The sequence below is a fragment of the Clostridium sp. UBA871 genome (assembly GCF_002295255.1).
Taxonomy (GTDB): Bacteria; Bacillota; Clostridia; order Clostridiales; family Clostridiaceae; genus Clostridium_J; species Clostridium_J sulfidigenes.
In genome coordinates this window covers 652,266-678,898 of sequence record NZ_DBFV01000004.1, presented here as the reverse complement: position 1 = coordinate 678,898, position 26,633 = coordinate 652,266, and the positions used below count along the sequence as shown (strand labels likewise).

Sequence of the window (26,633 nt, the reverse complement as noted above, 5' to 3'; positions counted from 1 at the left end):
TAGTGCAAGTTGTGGTTTTTACAATAGGTGACGAAGAATTCGCAGTAGAGACAAGCAAAGTTCAAGGAATAAACGGACTAATGAAAATCACAAAGGTTCCCAAAGCGGAAAAATATATTAAAGGACTTATAAATCTAAGGGGAAGTATACTTTCCGTATTAGATATTAATCTTCTTTTAGGTATGAATGTAAGTGATGAAAACAATAATAACATTATAGTAATAGATTTAGATGGTGAGCAGGTTGGAATAACTGTAGACCATGTAGAAGAAGTCATGAATGTGGAAGAAGATATGATTAAAAGAGTTCATGAAGATAAAAATAAGCCTTTTATAAAAGGACTTATAAATCTTGAAAATAGAATATTAACTATGATTGATATTGATAAACTACTACAATAGACCCACTGGGTAGAAAGAGGTAGAATATGGCAGAAACCTTATCGCAAAGTGAAATAGATGCACTTTTATCTGCCTTGTCTTCTGGTGACTTAGAACCAAGTGACATTGAAAAAGATGAAGAAAACGTTAAAATTAAAAATTATGATTTTAAAAGACCACAAAAGTTTTCTAAGGATGTTATTAGAGCAGTAGAAGTTATCCACGATAATTATGCAAGGATAGTATCTAACTACTTAACAGCTCAGCTTAGAAGTAATGTTAAGGTGAAGATAGAAAGTGTAGAACAAATAACCTATGAAGAATTTATACATTCTATTCCAAGCACCACTGTGCTTAATTTGTTTAGAATGCCTCCTCTTGATGGTCAAATAATATTAGAGACTAACGAGGAATTTGTCCTTAGAATATTTGATGTTCTAGCTGGAGGAAGTGGAGACAAAAAGCCTAAATTTAAGGAACTCACAGATATAGAAAAAAACATTATTAAGCATGTTAATCAGGAGATGATTTCTAAGTTAAAGTTAGCTTGGGAAGATGTAATGGAAGTAGAACCAATTCTAGATAGTATAGAAACTAATCCAGCATTGAATCAAATTCTAGCTCCTAATGAGCCTGTAGCATTAGTAACTTTTAGTGTAGATATGTTTGATACAAGTTTACTTATAAATATATGTATTCCGTATTTAAGCATAGAAAAAGTTTTAGACAACTTGGTTATAAAAAATTGGTTCAGCACCATAGATAATGAACAAGGTGAAGAGGTAAAAGCAAATATAAACAAAACTATAAAAAATGTAGATGTAGCAATGAAGGCTGTCCTTGGAGAAACGAAGATTTCCGTAAATGACTTCTTGAATTTATTTACAGGAGACATTGTTACCCTAGATAGAAGTTATGATAGTACAGTTGATATTTATGTTGAAGATGAACTTCTATTTAAAGCTAAACCAGGATTAAAGGGTAAGAATAAGGCAGTTCAAATAATTGAATATATTGACAAGGGAGTTGAGAATGATGGATAATTCGTTTCTTTCACAAGAGGAAATAGATGCACTTCTAAATGGAGATGGTGGTTCTTCGGAAACTGAACCAGTTAATGAACCAGCTGAGGAATTATCAGATTTAGAAAAGGATTTATTAGGTGAAGTAGGAAATATATCTATGGGCACAGCAGCCACAGCGCTTTCAGCTGTAGTTGGTAAACCTGTAAATATTACAACTCCAACTATAACTCTTAGTACATTAGATAAGCTGAAAAAAAGCTTTAAAACACCTAATATAGTATTAGATGTTCAATTTGTCAGTGGAATAGTTGGGGGAAATCTATTTATAATAAATATTGAAGATTCAGCTGTTATAGCAAACTTAATGATGGGTGGAGATGGTGTTGTAGAGCCGCCAAATGAACTTTCTGAATTAGAAATAAGTGCTGTTCAGGAGGCTATGAACCAAATGATAGGTTCAGCAGCAACTTCCATGGCAACTATGTTCAGTAGAGAGGTAAATATATCACCTCCTATATCTTCTGTTTGTGATGAAAATTCAGAGGAAATATCTACAGATATATCTGCAGACGAAGAAATAGTGAATGTTTCTTTTAGAATGACTATAGGTGATCTAGTAGATAGTAATATTGTTCAAATATTACCAATTGCTACAGCAAAGAAAATTGTAAGTATTATGATGGGAACTGAGGAAGGTGCACCAGTATCAGAATCTACAAAGGCATCAACTGAAGTGAAAGTTGTAGCTGAGCCTAAAGAAATTTCTATGAATAATGAAGTTGTAGCTAATGAAATAGCTTCAAAAGACACTAATAGAAATGAAAATAATTACAGTGTTCAAGGTCAAGGAATTGTAGAAAATCATGAAGAACCTGTTAACGTGAAGCAAGCATCCTTTGGACAACTAGAAGAAATTAGAGGTGCAGAAATGCCTAAAAATATAGACTTAATATTAGATGTTCCATTAGAATTATCAGTAGAGCTTGGTAGAACAAAGAAGAATATAAGAGATATTCTAGCTCTTACTAGAGGTTCTTTAATTGAATTAAACAAACTAGCAGAGGAACCAGTAGACATTTTTATCAACGGTAAAAGAATTGCCCATGGTGAAGTAGTTGTAGTAGATGAAAACTTTGGCGTTAAAATTACTGAAATTGCTAGTGGAGAGGATAGAGTAAAAAGTCTTTCTAAGTAAAGACTTTTTTTCTATTAATGAGGCAATAACAAGTTTGTAAAAAATTTACTAAAAAACCCTATAAACTTTAATTAAATAGGTTCGAGTATAAAGGTAGAGAGAAGTAGTTGGGAGTGAAAACATGAAAATTAATAATGGAAATATTCACGCTCTATATGTAAATAGCTATAAGACTAAAGAAAATGCTAAAGCAGAAAATTCTAAATCAAACAAGGATATGGTTAAGGATACTTGTCAGCTTTCAACTTTAGGAAAGAGCTTGAATAAATTAGCATTAGAAGAAGAAAGTGTTGGTATCAGTGATAAAGAAGTAGAAAAGATAAAAAGTAGAGTTTCTAAAGGAACCTATACTGTGGATTCACAGGTTTTGGCTAAGGCTATGATGGCATATGGGAAAGGTGGACAATAGATGAAAAACCAGCTTAAAGGAATATTAGAAGAAGAGCTAAAGGCAATAAAGGCTCTTATAGATATTTTAGAAGCTCAACATGAACTATTGGTTCTTCAAGATGTGTTTAAATTAGAAGCTATAACTAAAGATATTGATGATTGTAGTAGAAACTTAGCAAGAGCTGAAGGTTTAAGAAGAAGCTTAACAGGTAAAGAATCTATTAAAAAAATAGTAGAAGAAGTAGATGAAAAGGAAATTACTCATATATATGATGAGATGGTTAAAGCTATTAACGCTTTAGTAATTCAAAAGGAAACTAATGAACTACTAATAAAACAAAGTCTTAGCTATACAAATTCTATGTTAGCTATGATAAGTCCTAAAAAAGAGCCGGTAGTTTATAATGGATATGGAAAAATAAAGAGATAAGGAGAAGGTTATGTCAGGATTATTTGCAACATTAAATACATCAAAGGGCGGTATGTTTGCTCAACAGCAATATATCAATGTAACTAGCCATAATATTTCAAATGCTAATACGCCAGGTTTTTCAAGACAACATATTGTACTTCAAACAGCAAGACCTCAAACCATAGCAGGGGGCGTAGGACAGATTGGTACAGGAGTAACAGTAAGTTCCATTGAAAGAACAAGAAATCAGTTTCTTGATTTTCAAATAAGAAAAGAAAGCTCTCTTCTTGGAAATTATGGTGTTAGACAAGATTACTTATCAGAAATTGAAGGTATTTTTAATGAACCTTCTGATACAGGAATGTCAGAACTTATGTCGGAGTTTTTCGATGCTTGGCAAACTCTTTCTAAAAATCCAGAAAAGTCTGATGCTAGAACAGTAGTAGCTCAAAAGGCAAAAGCTTTAGCAGATGAATTAAATCATACTTATAAGAAGTTAAATGATACTAAGGATAATGCAGCTAAAGAAATACAAAACAACCTTTTTGAAGTAAACACTATTCTTGATCAATTAAATTCTATAAATAAAGAAATAATAACTGTTACCATTGCAGGGAACAATCCGAATGACTTATTAGATAGCAGAGATTTACTTTTAGATGAGCTAAGTACAAAGTTTGGTATCGATACTAGAAATCAAATACTTAATGGAATTACTTGTAAACCAGAAGATAATGACTCTATGAATCTAATAAGAAATAAAGATTCTCAAGATATTAATAAATTAGGATTTGTAAATAAACTAACAAAAAATCCAGATGGAAGTTATGATATAGAATACTATAAAAATGGAGATATGACTTCAGATAAAAATAAGGTTACATTAACAGGAGTTACCATTTCTGATGAGCAATATGAAAATTTAAATAATGGAAGAGTACTTGTTACTGAAGAAGATGGAAGTGTGAATCTTACAGGTGGAGCATTAAATAATGATCAAATATTTAATCCATCCTCAGGAAGACTAGGTGGACTTCAATCAATTCACGAAGATGCTGAAAGTTACATCGAACAAGTTAATACCTTGGCAAAGACTTTAGCATTTGCAGTAAATGCTATTCATACAGAAGGAGTTCCAGCAGGTGAACAGTATGCCTTCTTTGTTAATTCAGGAAATGACCCTCTTGATTACGATGGTATTACAGCAGGAAATATAACAATGAATTCAGATATCCTAAAAAATGTTATGCTAATTCAGGCTGGAGCAAGTAAGGGTTCAGGTTCTACTGATGGAGATAGAGCAGGAGCATTAGCAAGCCTAAGAGACTTTGGACTTAATATAGATAGTATTCAAAGTGGTAAAAAGAAGGATGGCTCAGTATATGACTATAAAGCTTTTGTAGAGGAACATCTAGGTACTACTGCTGGAGGAGAGGTACCAAAGTTTAATACTATAGATGGAGGAGTCAAGGTAGAGGGATTCTTTAAAAATACTATAAATAAGTTAGGAGTTCAGTCTGAGGAAGCTACTAGAATTGTTAAAAACCAAAACACTTTGTTAAAGGGACTTGTTGAAAGAAGACTTTCAACTTCAGGAGTATCCTTAGATGAGGAAGCTATAAATCTTGTACAATTCCAACATGCCTTCCAAGCTAATGCAAAGGTAATAACAACGGTAGATCAACTCCTTGATGTAGTAATTGGTCTAGTTAGATAAAAAGATAAGAAGTTGAGGTGATAAAATGAGAATAACTCATGGTGTAATGGTTAGTGGCTTTTTAGGTGATATGAATACTAACTTAAATAGCTTAAACAAAATACAAAAGCAATTAAATACTGGTAAGGTATTTTCAAAACCTTCAGATGACCCTTTTAAAGTAGCAAGATCCATGCAGATGTATTCAGAAATAAATGCTAATAAACAATATAACACTAATATAAAGGATACTATAAACTGGATGGATACCACAGACACAGCTCTAAGCAATGGTACTAAGTGTCTTCAAAGAATAAGGGAACTTATGGTATCTTCTGGAAATGCTGCCTATGGTTCATCAGAACTTACTGCTATTAAAGAAGAGATAAATGAGAGAGTAGCAGAATTTGGACAGATCTTAAATACTAGCTTTGATGGAAAGTATATCTTTGGTGGTAAAGATGGAGCTTTAAAACCAGTAGAAGTAAATTTAGATGGGGTAACAGGTGAAAATTCCATAAGTATATCAGGAGATGAAAATATTATAAATAAATCTCTAAAAGTAGAGATATCTTCTGGTGTTAAAGTGGATTACAATGTAAATGCTGTAGAAGTTTTAAAGTTTAAGGACAAAGCAGGTAATGATATTGAAGTTACACAATTCTTTGATGACCTTCTACATAACTTGAGTGATGTAAATGGTAAGTCTAAGGTTGTAGGAGAAAACTTGGATCAGATGGATAAGGTAATAGAAAATATGATTAGTATAAGTGCTAAGGTTGGTACTGTGCAAAATAGGATGGAAAGTGCTAAGGAGCTGAATACAGCACAAAATGAAAACCTTACAGAAATACTATCTGGTAATGAAGATATAGATTTCATGGAAAAGAGTATGGAGATGGCTGTAGCAAGAACCATCTACGTAGCATCCCTACAAACTAGCTCCAAAGTCCTTCAGCCATCAATTCTAGACTTTTTATAGAGACTTGTAGGCTATGAAAATTCTTTTCCGTGACATGATAAGTGTTTGAAGCATATTTTTAATTAAGAAACTCTAAGTCTACGCTTTTGTGAAATTACCTATCCTCACTATTGGCCATCCTGGCTCAGAGCTCGGCTCTTGCCGTCAGTGGCAAGAGTTACGGTAATTTCACAACGCTACAACTAAGAGTTTCGAGAATCACAAATTTTATTGCTTCTGCACCACTTATCCTTGTCACTACAAAGAATTTTCAAATATAAGAAAGTCACATAAAAGTTGATAGTAGATAAGCAGTAATTAATAGAGATAAGAGGTGTCATTATGGCCGTAGAGGAAAAAGAAAAGAATATTATTACCTTTAATAATGGGTTGCCGGGGTTTGAGAGTTTAAAAACTTTTGTTCTTGAGGAGATAGAAGGGTCAGAGCCTTTTAAGACCCTTAAGTCTACAGAGGATGTGAATATTGGCTTTGTTACTATAGTTCCCTTTGATTTCAAAGTGGATTATGAAGTTAAGTTAACAGAGGCTGTTATAAATTCTCTTAAGATAGAAGCTCCTGAAGATGTTTTGATTTTAAATACGGTTACTCTTAATAGTGATGTTAAGAAGATAACTACTAATTTAAAGGCTCCTATTATAATAAATTCAAAAAATAACTTAGGGTATCAAATGATTCTAGATAGGGAAAACTATAGCATTAAACATCCCTTAATAAAGGAGTGATAGTATGCTAGTGGTAACAAGAAAACCAGGTGAAGGAATTAAAATTGGAGACAATGTAGAGATAACTATAGTTAAAATTGACGATAACTCTGTTAAGGTATCTATCAATGCACCTAAGGAAGTTAAAATATTAAGAAGTGAGCTTTATAAAGAAGTAGGAGAAGAAAACATCAATGCTTCTAAAATAAACATGGAGCTATTACCTAAAATAAAAAAATAATTTTATACATAACCCCCAAATAGTTAAATATTCACACTTTTAACTATATGACTATATAAATAGTTAGCTATATAAGTATAAAACTATATAGCTATATAACTAGTTAAATAGTAACTAGTTGTTGTCATAGTGCGGGGTTGAGAGGTTAAGTATATATATCAGGGAAGATAATTAATATAATTTACCGAAACATTTATTATAAAATATTATAATTTGGGGGAATTAATATGGAAGTTAGTAGAGTTAATGTTGGAAGAGCCATGGAAGGTGTAACTCCAGCAAGAGAAGTTCAACCTATATCACAAAATAATGCAACGACACAGGAAGCTATAGATAAAAATCAAAATTATAAATTAGAAGAGATTCATAAGGCTGTTGATAAACTTAATAAATTTATGGAAGACGAAGATATCCATGCAGAGTATGAGGTACATGATAAATTTAATCAGATAATGATAAAAATAGTAGATAATAAAACCAAGGATGTATTACTCGAAGTACCACCAAAAAAAATCCTAGATATGGTTGCTAAAATGTGTGAAATGGTGGGGATACTTGTAGACAAAAAGGCCTAAACTGGAGGAGATAAAATGTATAATGCAGGTGCTAATGCATATAACGCGTACAAAAGTAATAGTGTTAATTATGCTTCTAAGGAGCAATTGCTATTAATGCTTTTAGATGGAGCTGTAAAATTTGCTAAAATGGCTAGACAAGCTATATTAGATAAAGATGTAAAAGGTAGTCATGAAAATCTTGTGAAAACTCAAGATATATTTACAGAGCTTATGATTACTTTAGATCAAAATGCCGGTGAATGGGCAGTGAATATGTATAAGATATATGAGTTTATAAAAGAAAGACTTTTCCAGGCAAACATTAAAAAGGATGTAAAAATTATAGATGAAGTTATGCCACTTATAGAAGAAGTAAGAAACACATGGCAGGAAGCTTATGAAGTTTCAAAAGGAAAAAGATAAGGAGGACTAAGTATGAGAATAACAGGACTTGCCACAGGAATGGATATGGACCAATTAGTCAAGGAAACTATGCAGCCCTATAGAATTAAAATTCAACAACAGAAGCAACAAAAAGACATAATGGAGATAAAACAACAACTTTACAGAGACTTAATTAAGGAGTCTAAGGAACTTTATGATAAGTATTTTGATGTTGCGAAAACAGATAGTTTACTATTAAGCAAGAATTGGTCAACAGTAAAATTTCAATCATCCAATGAGAATGTGTTAACTGTAACTGGTGGTAGTGATGTAAAGCCGGGAAATTACACAGTAACAGGGAATACAGCCACAGCAGCTAAGGCAATAGTGACAGAGGGACTAGATTCAGGTAATAGCCTTGTGATAAATGGAAAAGAATTTACGCTACAAGGTGATACAGCAAAAGCAAGGGCTGAAAACTTAAATAAAGAATTAAAAGCAGCAGGAATGAATGTATCGGTTAGATATAGTGATTTTGCAGGAACAGAAGCTGGAAATCAAAGTGGATTTATCTTTGAATCTACAGTTTTAGGTAAGGATAGTACATTTACAATAGGTGGGACAAGTTCATTAGTAGGAACTATAGTAGAGGGAATAGATGCAACAGCCGCAACTGTAACTGGTTTTACAGTTCAGGATTTAAAAGATGCTAATGGCGAAATAAATGTAAATGGTGAGATAGTAACTATTGATATTACACCTGAAAATGTTAATGATGATATAGAGAAGTTATTACAGAGTAAATTGAAAGATAAAAAATTAACTGCGGAAATTGATGACAGTGGAAATATTACTTTTAGTAGCACAGTATTAGGAAGTAAAGTTGAAGATCCTAATATCAAAATAAGTGGTAATACTGGAACTTTTACTAGTGGAATAAATGCTACTTATACTACTAATACTTTAAATGCAGCTGATATAAAAGGGAAAACTATATCTATTAATGGAAATGTTATTGACTTATCTAAAGCAGTTGATGGACAAGAAGTAGAATATTTAAATAAGGTATTAAAAGAACAAAACATAAAGGTAACTGCTAAGTTAGATGAAGCTGATACAAGTAAGATTATATTTACTTCTACCAAAGCTGGAGCAGATGGTAAAGTTGATGTAGGTATATTAGATGGTACAACAATGTCATCACAAGGCACAGACGCTGAAATAGTAGTAAAAGATGATAAAGGTGGAGTGTTTACCCATACTGGTATTTCTAATACGTTAACTTTAGATGGAATGACTTTTAAATTTACAGGAGAAATACCAGCAGAAGGGATAAGTGTAAATGGTAAAAATGATGCTGCTGGGGTAAAAGATAAGCTTGTTAATTTTATTAACGATTATAATAAGCTTATGGAAAAACTTAACACCTTAACTATAGAAAAAAGAAATAAAAACTATATGCCATTAACAGATGAGCAAAAGAAAGAAATGTCAGAGAATGAGATAAAAATTTGGAATGAAAAGGTTAAGCAAGGACAGTTATATAAAGATTCTGATGTATCAAGAATAGCAAATTCTATGAAGAGTGCTATGAGAGGTCTTGTAGATGGAGTAGATGGAAATTTAGAGAAGTTTGGTATTAAACCAGTTGCAGACTATCAAGGAACTAAAAATGGAACTTTTGTTATTGATGAAGATAAACTTACTAATGCTTTAGAAAATAATTTAGAAGATGTAATGAAATTATTTATTTCAACTCCACCATCAGATGATAGTTTATCTGCTCTAGAAAAGAATAAATCAACAGGCGTTGCTCAAAGGTTAAAAGGCATACTATATAATGAAACTGTAAGTATATCATCAAGTTTAATTAAAAAAGTTGGTATAGAAGGTTCAGCTTCATCAGTTAATAGTGAGATAACAAAAGCTATAAAAAAATATGATAGAAAGATGGAAGATATGGAGAAGGATTTTGCTAAAAGAGAACAGCAGCTATATTCTAAATGGGCAACCATAGAATCTATGATGAATAAGCTTAATGCACAACAAAGTTATCTTACATCTCAATTAGGAATGTAGTATATTATGGAATTAAAGGAATTGCTTTTAAGGTATAAAGAAATTACAGAGAAGTTTATTGAAGCTATAAAAAATGATGAAGAAGCCGATAAATTTCTAGAAGAAAGAACAGAAATAATAGAAGAAATGAACAGTATGAATATAAAAAAAGAAGAATTAAAGAAAGTAGTAGAAGAAATAAATTTGTTAACTGTGGAAAAAGAAGCTTTTAATATTCTTAATGAAGAAAGAAGTAAAATAAAGGATGAAATCTTTCAATTAAAAAAAAGTAAAAGGGCTGCTTTTGCATATGAAAATAAATTTAATGGTATTAATTTTATAAATAAAGAGATATAAAATTAAAAAAGAAAAATTGATAAAAAAATAAAAAAAGGTATAAAGTTCATCTTGAACCTACCGATAAATATATTAGAAGATAAAATTAGAATAAACTCATGAGAAACATATCTAGTTATATACTTCTATCAAAGAAGTTATAAATATAAAAGGACAAGGATGTCCGTTAAAATCAAGGAGGAATTAATTATGATAATTAATCACAACATGAATGCGTTAAACGCACACAGAAACATGGGAATCAACACTACTTCAGCAGGTAAATCTATGGAGAAATTATCTTCAGGTTTAAGAATAAACAGAGCTGGAGATGACGCTGCAGGATTAGCAATTTCTGAAAAAATGAGAGGACAAATCAGAGGATTAGAGCAAGCTTCAAGAAACTCTCAAGATGGTATTTCTTTAATTCAAACAGCAGAAGGTGCTTTAAATGAAACTCACAACATTCTTCAAAGAATGAGAGAATTAGCAGTTCAAGCATCAAGTGATACAAATATCCAAGATGATAGAGCTCAAATTGGTAAAGAAATTACAGAATTACAAAATGAAATCAACAGAATAGCAAGCCAAACAGAGTTTAACAAGAAAAAACTTATCAATGGATCTTTATCAGGAGCTGATAACAATGCTTCAGTATTATTACAAGTTGGAGCTAACTCAAAACAAACTGTTACTTTAAAGATTGCAACTATGACAGTAAGTGCTTTAGGAGTAAGTGCTGGAAAAATAGTTATATCATCTGCTACTAGTGCAGCTAGTATTACAGCAATGATAGATACTATAAACACTGCAATAGATACTGTTTCTGGAGAAAGAGCAAAACTTGGAGCAATGCAAAACAGATTAGAGCATACAATTGCTAATGTTAATACTTCATCAGAAAACTTAACAGCTGCAGAATCAAGAGTTAGAGATGTTGATATGGCTAAAGAAATGATGAATTTCTCTAAAAATAACATTTTACAACAAGCTGCACAAGCTATGCTTGCTCAAGCTAACCAACAACCACAAGGAGTTCTTCAATTATTAAGATAATTTAGAACTGGATTATTTTTAAAAGGTACCGATTTATCGGTGCCTTTTTTGTGTAGAGTATTTAAGTTTTTGTTTGAAACAACGATAATAGTGATATATAGAAAAGTGACATAAAAAAGGAGTGATTTATATAGCTATTAATAGATTAACACAAAATAATATAGATAAAGCTATAGAATATGAAGTATATGAAGAAATAAGTAAAGATAATAAAAAAATACTAAGAATATTTACTGAGGGAAAAAGTATTTATTTAGGAAGTAAATATTCTGTTCAAAGGGACATAGATTCAATAAAGGATTTTATTTTAAGTAATGGAGATAAACATAGTATAATCATTGGATTAGGAACTGGAGAGTACATAGAAGAAATAGAGCCTTTAATTAAAGAAGATAATAAGCTGATTATAATCGAACCTAATATTGAGGTTTATAATAAATATATCTATGGAAAAGAAAATAAGTATGAAAACATAGCAATAATTTCTATGACAGATGAATTTTTAAAGTATTTAGAAATGTATATTGGAGGCATTGCTTTAAAATCCTTTGTAGTTCAAGAATACCCTAATTATAGAAATGCATATCCTGCAGAAGTTCATAATATTTATGAGCTTATTAGAAGCGTCACAAGAAGAAGAGTTATTAATAGAAACACCAATATATTTTTTTCTAAGATTTGGTTTGAATCTACCATTTCTGATCTTAAATATTTAAGTAAAAGTAAAAATATAGTGAATATGAAAAATGCATATAGTGGTAAACCAGCAGTTATAGTATCAGCAGGACCATCACTATCCAAGAACATAAGTCAACTTAAACAGTTTGAAGATAAGGCTGTGATTTTTACTGGAGGAAGAACATGGAGAACTCTAATAGAAGAAGGAATAAAGGCGGATTTTCTATCTATAATAGATGCCCATGAATTATCTTATGAATTGGTTGATGAAGTTATTAATAAAGAAGAGGTAACATTAGTACATTCAGAGATTTTGCCTAATAAAGTTCTGAAATTACATAAAGGAAATAGAGTGTTCTATCCTTATGCACCTTGGATAAATGATATAGTGGAAAATCCTAATTATAATTTTACTCATTCATCTGTTGCACATACTTGTACAAAATTAGCTATGTATATGGGATGTAATCCTATAATATTTTTAGGTCAGGATTTAGCATATACAGATGATAAGGTTCATGCAGAAAATGCTGAATTTGTACAAGAAAAGTATAAGGATAAAGAAGATATCACTAAGGTAGCTGATAACTTTAGTCCGTACGTGGAAGATATATATGGAAATAAGGTAAGAACAAGTATGACATTAAATTTTTTTAGAGAAGAATTTGAGGAAATTATTAAGGAAAACTCTCAAATAGAATTTATTAATTCCACAGAAGGCGGAGCAAATATCAAGGGAACACAGATTAAAAAATTTATGGATAATAAAGTTATGTTTGATAATGTAATAGATAAGAATCATATATCTGTTAATTATGAAAATATGATTGGATGTATAAGCGATGATAAAGTTATAGATATAATTGATTGTGCTATAAATTATTTAAAAGAGTTAGAGATAAAATTAATAGAAGCTATAAAACATAATGAAAAGTATTATGATAATTTTACTAGTAAACATAAAATATTAAAGAGCTCATTAAAGATTTTAGAAGATACAGATAAATTTATAAGAGAAATACCTAAAGAAATTAGATTTATAGAATATTTATTTGCAGATACTATTAATATCGTTTTATATAATCCAGATTATAAAATTGGAAATGAAGATACGGAGTTAAGTAAGGCTAAGAAAATATATGAAAAAAGTAAAATACTATATTCAAACTTGTTAAATGAAGCTGAATATGCATTAAAATATATAAAAAATGAAAGAAAATCTATATGTAAAGGGGAAACTTACAGTGAATATTAAGGAATTTGCAGAAAATTTAGTAGAACTTATTAGTATAAATAATGAAGAAACAAGAAACAATGGGGGTAAAATAAATACTCAAGTGTTTGAAAGTATACTTGAATATATACAAATATTCATGACAGAAGCTATAAAAGTAAATAGTAATTGTATTAATATAGAAAAATTCAATGAAATTCTTAAAGAGATATTAGAAGCCCTAAAAAACAATGATTTAATCTTAATGAGTGATATGTTTGAATATGAGATTATACCAGAAATAAATAAAGTTATAGAACAATTAAGTTAATGAGGTGTATTAGATGAGTAAAAAGGTATTAATAACAGGAGCAGATGGATTTATTGGAAGTCACCTTACAGAAACACTTTTAGAAGAAGGTTATGATGTTAAGGCATTTACATATTATAATTCATTTAATTCATGGGGCTGGTTAGATACATTGTCTAAAGATAAGTTAAAGGAAATTGAAGTGTTTACAGGAGATATAAGAGATCCTAATGGAGTTAGAGAAGCTATGAAAGGAGTAGATGAAGTATTTCATCTTGCAGCCTTAATTGCAATTCCTTTTAGTTATCATTCACCAGATTCTTATGTTGATACTAATATAAAAGGAACTCTGAATGTGCTACAAGCTGCAAGAGACTTGGAGACTGAAAGGATACTGGTAACTTCTACGTCAGAAGTTTATGGAACAGCCCAGTACGTACCTATAGACGAATTGCACCCATATCAGGGTCAATCTCCTTATTCAGCAACTAAGATAGGTGCAGATAGGTTAGCTGAATCTTTTTATAGAAGCTTTAATATGCCGATTTCTATTGTTAGACCATTTAATACATACGGCCCAAGACAGTCAGCTAGAGCTGTTATTCCAACAATAATTACCCAATTATTATCTGGAGAAACTGAAATAAAATTAGGTTCTTTAACACCTACAAGAGACTTTAATTTTGTTAAGGATACAGCAAGAGGATTTATAGAAATTGCTAAATCAGATAGAACCATAGGCGAAGAGATAAACATAGCTACTCAAGATGAAATATCCATAGGAAGATTAGCAGAGGAAATGATAAGACAAATAAATCCAAATGCAAAAATCGTATGTGATGATCAAAGATTAAGACCCGATAAAAGTGAAGTAAATAGATTATTAGGTTCAAATGAAAAAATTAAGAAGTTAACAAATTGGTTGCCTAGTTATACTTTCGAAGAAGGAATTAGAGAAACTATAGAATGGTTTAGAAAACCAGAAAACTTAGCTAAGTATAAAGCTGACATATATAATATTTAATTAAAGGAGATGGGCTAAGTGAAGAAGTTTATTCCGCTTTCAGTACCTAATTTAAAAGGAAATGAATTAAAGTATGTAGTAGATGCAGTAGAAAAAGAATGGGTATCTACTGGTGGAGCATATATAAATGAATTTGAGGATAGCATAGCTAAATATCTTAATGTTGAATCTGCCGTTGCTTGTCAAAGTGGAACTGCTGGTATTCATTTATCGTTAATTTTAAGTGGAGTAGATGCTGGAGATGAAGTCATAGTTCCTACATTGACATTTATTGCAGCAGTAAATCCTGTTAGATATATTGGAGCAGAACCTATATTTATGGATTGTGATGATTCATTAACAATGGATGCTAATAAACTAAAAATGTTTTGTGAAGAAGAGTGTGAATTTATTGGTGGAAAATTAATAAATAAGCTTAATAGGAAGCATATAAAAGCCATAATTGTAGTTCATGTTTTTGGTAATAGTGTAAATATAGAGAGGATAATGGATATTGCACAAAAATATAACCTTAAAGTTATAGAGGATGCAACAGAAGCATTAGGAACTAAATTCATTTCAGGAAAATATATTGGAAAGTATGCGGGAACTATAGGTGATTTTGGAGTGTACTCGTTTAATGGAAATAAAATAATTACCACTGGTGGAGGTGGGATGATAGTATCAAATCATCCGGAACTTTTAGCAAAAGGAAAATACCTCTCTACGCAAGCTAAAGATGATGAACTTTACTATATACATGATGAAATAGGATATAATTATCGAATGACTAATTTACAAGCAGCACTAGGGGTTGCGCAATTAGAACAATTAGATAAATTTATAGAAATTAAGAAAAAAAATTATGAGTTATATAATAATGGATTGAAAAATACTAAAGGATTAACAATGCTTGATTTTAATAATAATATACAACCCAATTATTGGTTTTATTCTTTATTAATAAATAATGATATATATCCATTAAGAGTTAAAGAAATTATTCCGTATCTTAAAGAAAAAAATATACAAGTAAGACCAATATGGAATTTAATTCATACTCAAAAACCGTATAGAGAATCAAGAGCTTATAAAATAGATAGAGCTAATTATTATTTAGAAAATGTGATAAATATTCCATGTAGTAGCAATTTAACAGAAGAAGAAGTTAATTATGTTATTAATGTTTTGAATAGTATTTAAAGCATTATTAAGTATGGGGAGATATAGCTATGAATATTCAGGATATAATAATAAATGAAGAGATAAGTATAAGACAAGCTGCTAAGATTTTAGATAAAACTGCCAAGCAGGTTTTACTTATAACAGAAGATAATAAGTTAAAGGCTATACTTACAGATGGCGATATAAGAAGATGGATTTTAAAGAGTGGGGATTTGTCGGCACCTGTAAAAGAAATTGCTAACTATTCGCCTAAATATATAACAGAAACAGAGAGATATAAAGCTAAAAGACTTATGAAGAAATATTCAATTAGTTCTATACCTGTAGTTAGTATTGAAGGGGAAGTAAAATCAATAATATTTTGGAACGACTTGGATATGTCTAGTGTTGAGAAGAAGCCTTCATTAGATATACCAGTGGTAATTATGGCTGGAGGGTTAGGCACTAGGTTATATCCTTACACTAAAATTTTACCTAAGCCTCTTATACCTATTGGTGATATACCTATAGTAGAAAGAATAATTAATAGATTTAAGGAATTTGGATGTAATGAATATTATTTAACCGTTAATTATAAGAAAAATATGATTAAAGCATATTTTGAAGAAGTAGTTAAGAATTATAATATATACTATATAGAAGAAGATAAACCGCTAGGTACTGGAGGGAGCCTTTATTTTCTTAAAGATAAAATAAAGAGCACATTTTTTGTATCTAACTGTGATATATTAATAGATAGTGATTATGAAGCCATGTATGAGTATCATAAAGAAAATAAAAACTTTATTACTATGGTATGTGCAGTTAAAAATATGGTAATACCTTATGGTGTAGTTAATTTAAATAATGAAGGAAATATACAGAGTATGGTAGAAAAACCTGAGTATTCATTTTTAACTAATACAGGAATGTACATAATAGAGCCTGAGGCACTACAATTAATAAAGGAAGACACATTTATTCACTTACCTGATATAGCAAAAGAATGTATGGATAAAGGAATGAAAGTTGGAGTTTATCCAATAACAGAGAGAGCTTGGATGGATATGGGACAACCAGATGAAATGCAAGAAATGATGAAAAGATTAGAGGAAGGTTAATGAAAAAGATTGTATTAGTAGGTGGAGGAGGGCACTGTAAAAGTGTCATTGACTCCATAAGAAGTAAAAATGAATTTGAAATAGTAGGTATTACAGATCCTGTTGACAAAGGGGAGATACTTAATGTTAAGATACTTGGAACGGATTATATATTACAAGATATGCATAATCAAGGTGTTGAATATGCATTTATTACAGTTGGAAGTATTGGAAATCCTAAATTAAGAATTACTTTATATGATATGCTAAGTAAAATAGGATTTAAATTTCCAGCTATAATAGATAAAACGGCTATTGTATCGGAAGAATGTGGTATAGGTGAAGGAACTTTTGTAGGAAAAGGTGCTATAGTAAATGCAGAAGCTATAATAGGGAAACAAGCTATTATAAATACAGGAGCTATAGTTGAGCATGACTGCCTAGTTGGAGATTTTGTACATATTGCTCCAGGAGCAACTCTGAGCGGAGGAGTGACCATAGAAAAGTATTGTCATGTAGGAACAAATGCTACTATTATTGAGGGAATAAGTGTAGTCAAAAGTACTGTAATTGGAGCAGGATCCGTAGTAATTAATTCAATAGATAAAGTATCTAAAGTATATGGAAATCCAGCAAGGGGGAAAGAATATGAATAAGGTATTTATTATTGCAGAAGCTGGTGTTAATCATAATGGAAGTGTTGAAGTAGCAAAAAAGTTAATAGATGAAGCAGTAATAGCAGGAGCTGATGCAGTTAAGTTTCAAACCTTTAAAGCGGAAAATTTAGTGACTAAGAATGCTAAACAAGCTAAATATCAAGTAAGAAATTTAAGCGAAGAGACTTCGCAGTTTGAAATGCTGAAAAAGTTAGAATTGGATTACGCTGAATATAGAGAGTTGGTAGAATATTGTAAAAAGAGACATATAATGTTTTTATCATCACCATTTGATATAGAAAGTATAGAGTTTTTAGATAACTTGGGAATTGAAGTATTTAAAATTCCATCTGGAGAAATAGAAAATGTACCTTACCTTGAAAAGGTAGCTAGAATAGGTAAAAAGATTATCTTATCTACAGGAATGAGTGATTTATCAGACATAGAATTTGCTTTAAGCACTCTAAGAAATAATGGTAATAATGAAATTATTGTATTACATTGTAATACAGATTATCCTACTAATATGAATGATGTAAATTTGAAAGCAATGGAGACAATAAAAGAAGCATTTAAGGTTGATGTTGGATACTCTGATCATACAGAAGGAATAGAGGTTTCAATTGCAGCTGTAGCAATGGGAGCAAAGGTAATAGAGAAACATTTTACACTTGATAAAACTATGGAAGGACCTGATCATTTAGCTAGTTTAAATCCAGATGAGCTTAGGATGATGATTAAGTCTATTAGAAATATAGAAAAGGCTCTTGGAGATGGAATCAAGTATCCCACCACTGTAGAAAAAGAAAATAAGAAGATAGTAAGGAAAAGTATCGTTGCTAGTGTAGATATAAAATGCGGTGAAGTTTTCACAGAAAAAAATTTAACTGTTAAGAGACCTGCAAGTGGAATAAACCCCAAGATGTGGCACGCTATAATTGGTATGGTTTCTAAAAAAGATTATAGAAAGGATGATCTAATTCAATGGTAAAAAGAATATGTGTGATTACTGGAACAAGAGCTGAATATGGATTACTGAAGCCGTTAATAATGAAAATGATAGATGATAAAGAGATAGATTTAAAATTGGTTGTTACAGGAATGCACATGTCAACAGAATTTGGACTTACATATAAATTGATTGAAGAAGATGGCATAGTTATTGATGAAAAAATAGAAATATTACTAAGTTCAGATTCACATGTAGCTACTTCAAAAGCAATGGGATTAGCTATTATTAGCTTTAGTGAGTATATTAATAGAACTAAGCCTGACATGGTAATTGTACTTGGTGATAGATATGAAATATTGGCTGCAAGTATTTCAGCTATGGTAGCTAATGTTCCTATAGCACATATACATGGAGGAGAGATAACCGAGGGAGCACAGGATGATGTATTTAGGCACTGCATAACTAAATTGAGTTATCTTCATTTTACAAGTACTGAAAGTTATAGAAAGAGGGTAATGCAGTTAGGGGAAGAGCCTCATAGAGTTTTCAATGTTGGAGCTATAGGAATAGAAAATATTAAAGTATTAAAATTATTATCCCAGGAAGAGATAGAAAAAAGTATAAATTTTGTTTTGAATAAAAAATTTGCGCTTGTTACATTTCATCCAGTTACACTAGAACAAGGATTAGCAGAGATACAGATTACAGAGTTATTAGGTGCTTTAGAAGAATTTGATGATATGAAATTTATAATTACAAAAGCTAATTCTGATAATGAGGGGAGAAAAATAAATAGAAAGATAGATGAATTTATATCTAAAAACCCAGAGAAATATATTGGTTTTGTTTCTATGGGACAACTAAAATATTTAAGTGCTATGAAGTATTGTAGTATGGTAATAGGGAATTCATCTAGTGGAATTATAGAAGCTCCTTCCTTTAATATCCCTACTATAAATATTGGTGATAGACAAAAGGGAAGATTGCAAGCTAAAACGGTAATCAATTGTGACCCTATTAAAAGTGATATTATTAAAGCAATAAAAAGAGGACTAAGTAAAGAATTTAAAGATAAAATATCAAAGATTGAAAATCCATATGGAGATGGAGATACATCTAACAAAATACTATATGAAATAAAAAAAGCGTTAAGCAAAGAGATAGAGTTAAAAAAAACTTTTTACGATATAAATATGATGTGAAAGGTAAAGGTATAAATGTATAGTAATAAAAGAATCTTAGCAATAATACCTGCAAGAAGCGGTTCTAAGGGGCTAAGGCATAAAAATATAAAATTATTAAATGATAAGCCATTAATAGCATATACCATTGAAGCTGCTATTGAAAGTGATATATTTACCGATATAGTTGTTTCTACTGATTCAGAAGAGTATGCCAATATATCTAAACGATATGGAGCAAGTATACCATTTTTAAGACCAGATGAATTAGCTAGCGACATAGCTAGTAGTACAGATATGATTGTGTATACCATTCAAAGATTAAAGGAGTTAGGGAAAGTATATGATTATTTTATGTTACTACAACCTACTTCACCCCTAAGAAAAGCTTTAGACATAAAAAAATCATTAGATTTATTAATAGAAAACAAATTAGATTCTGTAGTAAGTGTTTGTGAGGCTGAACATTCTTTAAGTATATATAATACATTGAGTGATAGTTTATCTTTAGAAGGTTTTATAAATAAAAACAGTGCAACTCGAAGGCAAGATGACAAAAAGTATTATCGTATAAATGGTTCAATATATATATCTAATGTTGAAAAATATTTAAGCGAAAGGGATTTCTACGGAAAGAAAAGCAAAGCATACATTATGAGTAGAGAAAGCTCAATAGATATTGATACAGAGCTAGATTTTAGAATTGCAGAATATATTATGGCCCAAAATATATAATTGAGCTAATTATGTTGAGGTCAAATATCACTTAGCATAATGCTATGGAATATTCATACTGGTCTTTCATTCATTAAGAGGTGATAAATTTGCATTATAAACTAAACACACTATATTTTAGTGCTACAGATACAACTAAGAAAGTAATATCTGGTATAGCAGAAGGACTTTCGGAAGATATGAACCTAAAGGAAAGCATAAATAGTATTGATTTTACCTTACCAAAGATAAGGGAGAAATCTGTATCTTTTTCAAAGGATGATATTGTTATTGTAGGAGTTCCAGTTTATGCAGGGCGAGTGCCTAATGTGCTTTTAAGGTATATAAATTCTATTGTGGGTAATGGTGCGTTGGCTGTCGCAGTGGTGGTTTATGGAAATAGAAATTATGATGATGCTTTGATAGAGTTAAGAGATATATTAGAACTAGATGGCTTTAGGGTTATTGTGGGGGCTGCATTTATAGGACAACATTCTTTTTCTAAAACCTTAGCTAAGAATAGACCTGATGAAAAGGATATGGATATAGTTAGGAATTTTGCTGATAAAATATATAGTAAAATTGCTGCTGGAGAAGATGGACAGGATCTATTAATAAATGAACAAAAGCCTTATAGAAATTATTATATGCCTAGGGATGAAAAGGGAGAGCCTATTGATATAAGAAAGGTGAAGCCCAAAACTAAGGATAGTTGTATAGATTGTAAACTTTGTGCTAGTGTTTGTACCATGGGCTCTGTTGATCTTGAAGATGTGACTAAAGTTAATGGAATTTGTATTAAATGTTGTGCATGTATTAAAAAATGTCCTGTAGAAGCAAAGTATTTTGATGATATTGGATATTTAAAGCACAAAGAAGAATTAGAAATAAATTTTATACATAGAAAAGAACCAGAATTATTTTTGTAAACAGATAATTGTAAAAAGCATTAATGGCTAATAATAGCTGTTAATGCTTTTTATATGTGATAAAGTTTTAAAAAAACCATAAAGTTATAATGTTAAATATCGATAATATTATTAATTTTAATTATATATTACTAAAATTTTGTGACAGAGGAGATTAAATTTATGAAAAGCTTAAAATGGAAAATAACTACTATTATTCTTACTATTATTATAATTATTTCGTTGTCTATGATGTTTATGGGACTTTTTAAGTCATTTAGTGTTACTAAAAATATTATAAACAAACAATCAGAAGATGCAATAGGTTCAGGTTATAGTGTGCTAGATATTTATCTTAAGGAGCAGTTTGGTACATTAAGTCTTAATGATGATGGGAAACTTATAGACTCTAATGGTAAGCCCATTGATGGTGACTATGAGTTTATTGACGAATTAGCGGAAGGTATGGATATACTTGCTACTGTCTTTGCTAAGTCTGGTGATGATTATGTGAGAGTTTTGACCACAATTAGAGATGATAAAGGGGAACGAATTATTGGAACAAAATTGGATGCTAGTGGTAAAGCCTATGAAGAGATTTCAAAGGGGAATGAATATTTTGGAGAAGCTGATATATTAGGTGAAAAGTATATGACAAAATATGCACCTATTTTTGGTGATAATAATGAAGTCATTGGTATTTATTATGTTGGAAAATCTGTAGAATCAATTTTAGATATATATAATGAAGGTGTATTATCTACCATAAAATCGGTAGTTATAGTAATTGTTATTGGACTACTTATATCTGTTGCTATAAGCTATAGCTTAGGGGCATCAATTACAAAACCTATAGTTGCTTTAACTAATACTATAAAAAAACAGTCAAATTTAGACTTTAAGTTTAATGAAAAAGATGAAACATTAAAATATATGAAAAGGAAAAATGAAATAGGAATTATGGCAAATTCTCTGAAGGTTATGGAGGACAATGTAAGAGACTTTGTTATAAAAACTTCAGAAGGTGCAGAAAAGGTAGTGGCAACTTCCCAGGAACTAACAGCAACAGCAGAACAGTCAGCCATAGCTTCTGAAGAAATATCAAGAACTATAGAAAATATAGCTAGTGGAGCAAGTAGCCAAGCTCAAGATACAGGAGAAGCAGCTTTAAGTGTAGAAGAAATGGGTAGTTTACTAGAAGAGAATAAAGAATATACAGAGGAATTAAATAACGCAGCAAAGGATATAGAAAAGGAAAAAGAAGAAGGTTTTATTATATTAAAAGATTTAGTATTAAAAACGGGAGAAAGTAATAATGCTTCTAAACAGGTGTATGAAATTATATTAAGTAATAACGAAAGTGCAGAAAAGATAGAAAAGGCAAGTACAATGATTCAGTCTATATCGGAACAAACAAATCTACTTGCTTTGAATGCAGCTATTGAAGCAGCAAGAGCAGGCGAGCATGGAAGAGGTTTTGCCGTAGTAGCAGAAGAGATAAGAAAACTTGCTGAAGAATCTAATAATTTTACAGGAGAAATCAAAACTGTAATAGAAGAGTTAAAATTAAAATCTGAAAATGCAGTAAATAGAATGAAAGAAGTAAAAGGGATAATTGATTCCCAATCTGAAAGTGTAGAAAAAACTGAAGAAAAATTTCATAGAATATCAAATTCTATAGAAATAACTAATAATGTTATAGATAAGCTTAATGAATCATCAGAAAAAATGAATGAAAATAAAGAAAAGCTTGTAGACTTAATGCAAAATCTATCTGCTATAGCAGAAGAAAATGCAGCAGGAACTGAGGAAGCTTCAGCAGCTATAGAAGAACAATCAGCAAGTATCGAAGAAATAGCCAATGGTAGTGAAGGATTGGTAAATATTATAGATGAACTACAAGGTATTATCAATAAATTTACAGTATAAATATTCCACGGGGTCAGACCCCGAGGAAAAGAATTCCTGGGGGTCTGACCCTATGGTGATTTTTTCAATTAAATTTGGTCACAGGCATTTGTAAAAGAATGGTTCAATCCCTGCATTTTACATGGTATAATAAAATAGTATGAAGATGAATATACTATGGTTTTAAGAGAAAAAATAATTAAAAAGCAGGTGGCTTTACAGGTGGCTTTATATGAACAATGATATTCGCTGGAAACAGAGATTTTCTAATTATAAAAAGGCTACATCACAACTAACGGAGTTTATAGAAAAAGGTGACCTTAATAAATTTGAAGTTCAAGGTTTAATAAAATGTTTTGAATATACTTTTGAATTAGCATGGAAGACTATGAAAGATTATCTTGAATTAGAAGGATTTGAAGTAAAAAGTCCAAGGGGAATGATAAAAACTGTTTTTCAAATTCAGTTGATTGAAGATGGACATATATGGATTGATGCATTGGAAAAGAGAAACTTAATGTCATATACTTATAATGAAGAAGTGGCTGAAGAAGCAGTAGAGCTTATTCGTAAATCCTATTATCCTATTATTAAAAAATTATATTCTAAATTGGAGGAATTACAGTGAGTTTTGGGCTAAGAGAATTAGATTTAGAATATATAGTTAGTGTTATAAGAGGATTTGATGAGATTGAAAAAGCATCTATATTTGGTTCCCGTGCTAAGGGTAATTATAAGCCAGGCTCAGATATTGATATAGCTGTCTATGGAGAAAATATAAATTTGGATATTTTATCAAAACTTAATTCAATACTGGAAGAAAAAAGTCCTATGCCGTACTTTTTGACATAGTTGATTATTCACATTTAAAGCATAAGGAATTAAAGGAACATATAGATAGGGTAGGGAAAGTTATCTTTTCTAGGTGACGGGCACTTGTGAAAGAATGGAAAAGCATTAATGGCTAAAAATAGCTGTTAATGCTTTTGCTAATCATAAAGTAATTAATAAAAAGTGACGATAAGTAAAATGGATTTAGTTGTCAACATAGTTTAAATAAATGGAACTTTATTCCATGGGGTCAGACCCCAAGGAAAAAAATTCCTGGGGGTCAGACCCCGTGGTAATTTTTGTGAGGAGTGAGATAATGAGATTAAGTAGAAATATGTCCGCTATGAGGATATTTAATAGCTATACTAAAAATTTAGTAGCTCAATCTAAGGCTTATGGTAGTATTAGTTCAGGTAATAAGATACAGACCTATAGAGATGATCCTAATGCTAAGGCTAAGAGTGATAAGTTGAAGTTAGAGATTAGAGGTCTTCAAATGGCCACTAGAAATATTCAAGATAGTGTAAGTCTTATGCAAACCATGGATGGTGGTATGCAAAGTATAAGTGAAGCCTTACAAAGGTCTAGAGAACTTATGGTTCAAGCTGGAGGAGCAACTACGCCGGAAGATAGAGCAGTTATTCAAAAGGAAATAGATGAGAATCTAGAACATATAACTTATACTGCTAATAATACGGAGATGAATGGTGTAAAGCTGTTAGCCGATAAAAATAATCCAGGTGATACAGTGGATCTACTTATTGGAGCAACTAGTGACTATGTAACTAAACTGCCAACATATAATTTAACATCTACAGGACTAGGACTTGTGAATGCTGACGGTAGCAATAAAATAAGTGTGGAGAATATGAATGATGGATTAGAACGCTTAGATGATGCTATAGATAAGCTTAATTCTGGAAGAGGAAAGTATGGAGCTCTAAGTAATAGAATGGAGTCTACTGCAGATTATACCAGTGAAATAGTAGGTAAGGTTGAAGGAGCAGAAGGTGAAATTACTGGTACTGATATAGCACTAGAAATGGTTGAATATGCTAAAAACTCAATTTTAGTGGAATCAGGTATGGCTATGATGGCTCAAAGTAATGAATTTCCACAGGATATTCTACAAATATTGAGCAATGTATATCCTAATAGGTAGAGAAAAAGTAATTTCGTGTAGCAAATAAGGAATTTTAAGTAAAAAGTAAATAATTTACGTTTAAAAGGTTGAATGGAAGAAAAATATAGTATATAATGCAGATATGTGAAAAAATTAAATAGGCAAAATTGACGAAAGTTAGTGACGCAAAGCTATAGGGGCTAAGCCTAAGGGTATGCCAGCCAGTTGCCAAAGAGTAAGTATACTTTTTGTTTTAGGTATTATAGAAGTAAATAATATTTTTATTTTAACCTTGTTGTAATTAAAAGCTACTCTTTTTGAGTAGCTTTTTTTATATAAAATTTATAGTTTTTCATATAAAAGTTGCAATTGGCTTTATAAAATATACCATATTGTAAATGATTACCCAGGTTCATGTTTTACAATGAGTATTTTACATAAGATTACATGTAACCATTATTATTCAATCTTTACCATACTGTTTTTTACTAATGATGAATTTTGTAGATTTATTTCTATTTAAAGTAAGTTTAAAGTGTATAAAATAAATAAAAAATCGTATAACTAACAAAAAAAAGAAGGGATTTAAGTATTTATGTCTAATTTATAAACATTAAGTATGTTTAAGTGGAAAATGGAGGTATAAAATGTCACAAAATGAAGTATATGGATTGTTAAAAAAATCTATGAATGTAACTGTTGAGGCTAATAAGGTTATTGCTAATAATATTGCAAATGTAAATATAAAAAACTATAAGAGATATTATGTTCCCTTCGAACAGGTTATGGAAGAGTCAACAGCTAATGGTAATTTAAAAACTACAAATGAAAAACATATAGGCATTGGAAGCAAAGATGTACAAGTTAAAAGAGATGATAGTGCATCTATGCGAGAAGATGGTAATAACGTGGATATTGAAACAGAAATGACAAGTCAAGCTGCTAATACTATGATGTATGAATCTTTAGTTAGATTTGCCAGTGGAAAGCTAAATAGTACAAGTAGAGTTATAAAAGGAGGGAACTAAAAGTGGAGGCATTTAGAGGAATGAGAATTTCAGCTAGTGGTCTTACTGCAGAAAGATTAAGAATGGATACTATCTCTTCTAATATTGTTAATGCAGGAACTACTAGAGGAAAAGATGGGAAACCTTATGTAAGAAAGATTGCTATGTTTCAAGAGAACTTAAAGGAAGCCTACAATAAAAGCAATGGAAAAGTAGAGGACAAGTTAAATGGGGTTAAAGCAGTTGGCATTGTAGATGATGAATCAGAACTTATTAAAGTATATAATCCAAGTCATCCAGATGCGGATGAAGAAGGATTTGTATCTATGCCAAATGTAAATATCTCCAATGAAATGGTGGAGTTAATAGCATCAAGTAGAGCTTATGAAGCCAATGTCAATGCAATGAACGCACAAAAAAGTATGTTTTTAAAAACTTTAGAAATAGGTAAATAAAAGATGGGAGTAGTAC

Annotated in this window: 30 protein-coding genes and 1 riboswitch; all 30 genes read left to right on the top strand. The window is 30.7% G+C overall.

The annotated features are described in order from the left end of the window. Positions 1-2: 2 nt before the first annotated feature. The 30 genes from B3086_RS09310 to flgC all read left to right on the top strand — a co-directional run bounded on the left by B3086_RS09310 (position 3) and on the right by flgC (position 26,617). Positions 3-401 (top strand): chemotaxis protein CheW, encoded by a 399-nt coding sequence (locus B3086_RS09310; RefSeq protein ID WP_346847858.1) that lies wholly within the window; start codon positions 3-5, stop codon positions 399-401. 26 nt (positions 402-427) lie between these two features. Further along, complete coding sequence (fliM, locus tag B3086_RS09305; protein WP_346877349.1) at positions 428-1,423, top strand: flagellar motor switch protein FliM; 996 nt, start codon at positions 428-430, stop codon at positions 1,421-1,423. Next, positions 1,416-2,600: a flagellar motor switch phosphatase FliY gene (gene fliY / locus B3086_RS09300; RefSeq protein WP_346847860.1), complete on the top strand. Its 1,185-nt coding sequence runs from the start codon at positions 1,416-1,418 to the stop codon at positions 2,598-2,600. The genes fliM and fliY overlap by 8 nt, the downstream gene beginning before the upstream one ends. 121 nt (positions 2,601-2,721) lie before the next feature. Continuing rightward, positions 2,722-3,009, top strand: coding sequence for a flagellar biosynthesis anti-sigma factor FlgM (gene flgM / locus B3086_RS09295; protein WP_346847861.1), 288 nt, complete (start codon positions 2,722-2,724; stop codon positions 3,007-3,009). Next, the gene (locus B3086_RS09290; RefSeq protein WP_346877350.1) at positions 3,010-3,420 is read left to right on the top strand and encodes a flagellar protein FlgN; all 411 of its coding nucleotides are present in this window, start codon (positions 3,010-3,012) and stop codon (positions 3,418-3,420) included. Between the two features lie 10 nt (positions 3,421-3,430). Next, the gene (flgK, locus tag B3086_RS09285) at positions 3,431-5,119 is read left to right on the top strand and encodes a flagellar hook-associated protein FlgK (protein WP_346878714.1); all 1,689 of its coding nucleotides are present in this window, start codon (positions 3,431-3,433) and stop codon (positions 5,117-5,119) included. A 25-nt stretch (positions 5,120-5,144) separates the two neighbouring features. After that, positions 5,145-6,080 (top strand): flagellar hook-associated protein FlgL, encoded by a 936-nt coding sequence (gene flgL / locus B3086_RS09280; protein WP_346877352.1) that lies wholly within the window; start codon positions 5,145-5,147, stop codon positions 6,078-6,080. Between the two features lie 321 nt (positions 6,081-6,401). Then, a complete protein-coding gene (fliW, locus tag B3086_RS09275; RefSeq protein ID WP_346877353.1) occupies positions 6,402-6,803 on the top strand; it encodes a flagellar assembly protein FliW in 402 nt (133 codons plus the stop codon). A 4-nt stretch (positions 6,804-6,807) separates the two neighbouring features. Then, positions 6,808-7,023 carry a carbon storage regulator CsrA gene (csrA, locus tag B3086_RS09270; protein ID WP_346847866.1) on the top strand — a complete coding sequence of 72 codons (216 nt, stop codon included), beginning with the start codon at positions 6,808-6,810 and terminating at the stop codon, positions 7,021-7,023. A 227-nt stretch (positions 7,024-7,250) separates the two neighbouring features. Next, positions 7,251-7,598 (top strand): flagellar protein FlaG, encoded by a 348-nt coding sequence (locus B3086_RS09265; RefSeq protein ID WP_346847867.1) that lies wholly within the window; start codon positions 7,251-7,253, stop codon positions 7,596-7,598. A 15-nt stretch (positions 7,599-7,613) separates the two neighbouring features. After that, entirely contained in the window at positions 7,614-8,003 is a 390-nt protein-coding gene (gene fliS / locus B3086_RS09260) for a flagellar export chaperone FliS (RefSeq protein ID WP_346877354.1), read from the top strand. A gap of 12 nt (positions 8,004-8,015) precedes the next feature. Next, the gene (gene fliD / locus B3086_RS09255) at positions 8,016-10,043 is read left to right on the top strand and encodes a flagellar filament capping protein FliD (RefSeq protein WP_346893235.1); all 2,028 of its coding nucleotides are present in this window, start codon (positions 8,016-8,018) and stop codon (positions 10,041-10,043) included. A gap of 6 nt (positions 10,044-10,049) precedes the next feature. After that, positions 10,050-10,379: a hypothetical protein gene (locus B3086_RS09250; RefSeq protein WP_346877356.1), complete on the top strand. Its 330-nt coding sequence runs from the start codon at positions 10,050-10,052 to the stop codon at positions 10,377-10,379. Between the two features lie 189 nt (positions 10,380-10,568). After that, positions 10,569-11,414, top strand: coding sequence for a flagellin Hag (gene hag, locus B3086_RS09245; RefSeq protein WP_346877357.1), 846 nt, complete (start codon positions 10,569-10,571; stop codon positions 11,412-11,414). Between the two features lie 121 nt (positions 11,415-11,535). After that, a complete protein-coding gene (locus tag B3086_RS09240) occupies positions 11,536-13,347 on the top strand; it encodes a motility associated factor glycosyltransferase family protein (RefSeq protein WP_346893233.1) in 1,812 nt (603 codons plus the stop codon). After that, complete coding sequence (locus tag B3086_RS09235; RefSeq protein ID WP_346877359.1) at positions 13,337-13,636, top strand: hypothetical protein; 300 nt, start codon at positions 13,337-13,339, stop codon at positions 13,634-13,636. The genes B3086_RS09240 and B3086_RS09235 overlap by 11 nt, the downstream gene beginning before the upstream one ends. 13 nt (positions 13,637-13,649) lie before the next feature. Next, a complete protein-coding gene (locus tag B3086_RS09230; protein WP_346877360.1) occupies positions 13,650-14,639 on the top strand; it encodes an NAD-dependent 4,6-dehydratase LegB in 990 nt (329 codons plus the stop codon). A gap of 18 nt (positions 14,640-14,657) precedes the next feature. Next, on the top strand, positions 14,658-15,821 hold the full coding sequence (locus B3086_RS09225) for a LegC family aminotransferase (protein ID WP_346877361.1): 1,164 nt from the start codon (positions 14,658-14,660) through the stop codon (positions 15,819-15,821). A 29-nt stretch (positions 15,822-15,850) separates the two neighbouring features. Next, the gene (locus B3086_RS09220) at positions 15,851-16,903 is read left to right on the top strand and encodes a nucleotidyltransferase family protein (RefSeq protein WP_346877362.1); all 1,053 of its coding nucleotides are present in this window, start codon (positions 15,851-15,853) and stop codon (positions 16,901-16,903) included. Further along, positions 16,903-17,538 (top strand): acetyltransferase, encoded by a 636-nt coding sequence (locus tag B3086_RS09215; RefSeq protein ID WP_346877363.1) that lies wholly within the window; start codon positions 16,903-16,905, stop codon positions 17,536-17,538. The genes B3086_RS09220 and B3086_RS09215 overlap by 1 nt, the downstream gene beginning before the upstream one ends. After that, positions 17,531-18,529 carry an N-acetylneuraminate synthase gene (neuB, locus tag B3086_RS09210; RefSeq protein ID WP_346878716.1) on the top strand — a complete coding sequence of 333 codons (999 nt, stop codon included), beginning with the start codon at positions 17,531-17,533 and terminating at the stop codon, positions 18,527-18,529. The genes B3086_RS09215 and neuB overlap by 8 nt, the downstream gene beginning before the upstream one ends. Then, a complete protein-coding gene (gene neuC / locus B3086_RS09205) occupies positions 18,523-19,692 on the top strand; it encodes a UDP-N-acetylglucosamine 2-epimerase (protein WP_346877365.1) in 1,170 nt (389 codons plus the stop codon). Before neuB ends, neuC begins: the two co-directional genes overlap by 7 nt. A gap of 15 nt (positions 19,693-19,707) precedes the next feature. Further along, positions 19,708-20,406 carry an acylneuraminate cytidylyltransferase family protein gene (locus B3086_RS09200; protein WP_346877366.1) on the top strand — a complete coding sequence of 233 codons (699 nt, stop codon included), beginning with the start codon at positions 19,708-19,710 and terminating at the stop codon, positions 20,404-20,406. Between the two features lie 89 nt (positions 20,407-20,495). Continuing rightward, entirely contained in the window at positions 20,496-21,314 is an 819-nt protein-coding gene (locus tag B3086_RS09195; RefSeq protein ID WP_346893231.1) for an EFR1 family ferrodoxin, read from the top strand. Between the two features lie 162 nt (positions 21,315-21,476). Beyond that, the gene (locus B3086_RS09190; protein ID WP_346878719.1) at positions 21,477-23,222 is read left to right on the top strand and encodes a methyl-accepting chemotaxis protein; all 1,746 of its coding nucleotides are present in this window, start codon (positions 21,477-21,479) and stop codon (positions 23,220-23,222) included. Positions 23,223-23,433: 211 nt separating this feature from the next. Then, positions 23,434-23,829: a nucleotidyltransferase substrate binding protein gene (locus B3086_RS09185; protein ID WP_346893229.1), complete on the top strand. Its 396-nt coding sequence runs from the start codon at positions 23,434-23,436 to the stop codon at positions 23,827-23,829. Continuing rightward, positions 23,826-24,053, top strand: coding sequence for a nucleotidyltransferase domain-containing protein (locus B3086_RS09180; RefSeq protein WP_346877370.1), 228 nt, complete (start codon positions 23,826-23,828; stop codon positions 24,051-24,053). Before B3086_RS09185 ends, B3086_RS09180 begins: the two co-directional genes overlap by 4 nt. Before the next feature lie 295 nt (positions 24,054-24,348). After that, complete coding sequence (locus B3086_RS09175; RefSeq protein ID WP_346877371.1) at positions 24,349-25,194, top strand: flagellin; 846 nt, start codon at positions 24,349-24,351, stop codon at positions 25,192-25,194. Between the two features lie 111 nt (positions 25,195-25,305). After that, positions 25,306-25,388: riboswitch (cyclic di-GMP riboswitch) on the top strand. 414 nt (positions 25,389-25,802) lie between these two features. Next, positions 25,803-26,183 (top strand): flagellar basal body rod protein FlgB, encoded by a 381-nt coding sequence (gene flgB / locus B3086_RS09170; protein ID WP_346877372.1) that lies wholly within the window; start codon positions 25,803-25,805, stop codon positions 26,181-26,183. Positions 26,184-26,185: 2 nt separating this feature from the next. Beyond that, on the top strand, positions 26,186-26,617 hold the full coding sequence (gene flgC, locus B3086_RS09165; RefSeq protein ID WP_346877373.1) for a flagellar basal body rod protein FlgC: 432 nt from the start codon (positions 26,186-26,188) through the stop codon (positions 26,615-26,617). Positions 26,618-26,633: the final 16 nt, after the last annotated feature.

Coding starts and splice junctions, on each gene's coding strand:
- fliM (WP_346877349.1), top strand. CDS start 428: ATGGCAGAAACCTTATCGCAAAGTGAAATAGATGCACTTTTATCTGCC.
- fliY (WP_346847860.1), top strand. CDS start 1,416: ATGGATAATTCGTTTCTTTCACAAGAGGAAATAGATGCACTTCTAAAT.
- flgM (WP_346847861.1), top strand. CDS start 2,722: ATGAAAATTAATAATGGAAATATTCACGCTCTATATGTAAATAGCTAT.
- B3086_RS09290 (WP_346877350.1), top strand. CDS start 3,010: ATGAAAAACCAGCTTAAAGGAATATTAGAAGAAGAGCTAAAGGCAATA.
- flgK (WP_346878714.1), top strand. CDS start 3,431: ATGTCAGGATTATTTGCAACATTAAATACATCAAAGGGCGGTATGTTT.
- flgL (WP_346877352.1), top strand. CDS start 5,145: ATGAGAATAACTCATGGTGTAATGGTTAGTGGCTTTTTAGGTGATATG.
- fliW (WP_346877353.1), top strand. CDS start 6,402: ATGGCCGTAGAGGAAAAAGAAAAGAATATTATTACCTTTAATAATGGG.
- csrA (WP_346847866.1), top strand. CDS start 6,808: ATGCTAGTGGTAACAAGAAAACCAGGTGAAGGAATTAAAATTGGAGAC.
- B3086_RS09265 (WP_346847867.1), top strand. CDS start 7,251: ATGGAAGTTAGTAGAGTTAATGTTGGAAGAGCCATGGAAGGTGTAACT.
- fliS (WP_346877354.1), top strand. CDS start 7,614: ATGTATAATGCAGGTGCTAATGCATATAACGCGTACAAAAGTAATAGT.
- fliD (WP_346893235.1), top strand. CDS start 8,016: ATGAGAATAACAGGACTTGCCACAGGAATGGATATGGACCAATTAGTC.
- B3086_RS09250 (WP_346877356.1), top strand. CDS start 10,050: ATGGAATTAAAGGAATTGCTTTTAAGGTATAAAGAAATTACAGAGAAG.
- hag (WP_346877357.1), top strand. CDS start 10,569: ATGATAATTAATCACAACATGAATGCGTTAAACGCACACAGAAACATG.
- B3086_RS09230 (WP_346877360.1), top strand. CDS start 13,650: ATGAGTAAAAAGGTATTAATAACAGGAGCAGATGGATTTATTGGAAGT.
- B3086_RS09220 (WP_346877362.1), top strand. CDS start 15,851: ATGAATATTCAGGATATAATAATAAATGAAGAGATAAGTATAAGACAA.
- B3086_RS09215 (WP_346877363.1), top strand. CDS start 16,903: ATGAAAAAGATTGTATTAGTAGGTGGAGGAGGGCACTGTAAAAGTGTC.
- neuB (WP_346878716.1), top strand. CDS start 17,531: ATGAATAAGGTATTTATTATTGCAGAAGCTGGTGTTAATCATAATGGA.
- neuC (WP_346877365.1), top strand. CDS start 18,523: ATGGTAAAAAGAATATGTGTGATTACTGGAACAAGAGCTGAATATGGA.
- B3086_RS09200 (WP_346877366.1), top strand. CDS start 19,708: ATGTATAGTAATAAAAGAATCTTAGCAATAATACCTGCAAGAAGCGGT.
- B3086_RS09190 (WP_346878719.1), top strand. CDS start 21,477: ATGAAAAGCTTAAAATGGAAAATAACTACTATTATTCTTACTATTATT.
- B3086_RS09185 (WP_346893229.1), top strand. CDS start 23,434: ATGAACAATGATATTCGCTGGAAACAGAGATTTTCTAATTATAAAAAG.
- B3086_RS09175 (WP_346877371.1), top strand. CDS start 24,349: ATGAGATTAAGTAGAAATATGTCCGCTATGAGGATATTTAATAGCTAT.
- flgB (WP_346877372.1), top strand. CDS start 25,803: ATGTCACAAAATGAAGTATATGGATTGTTAAAAAAATCTATGAATGTA.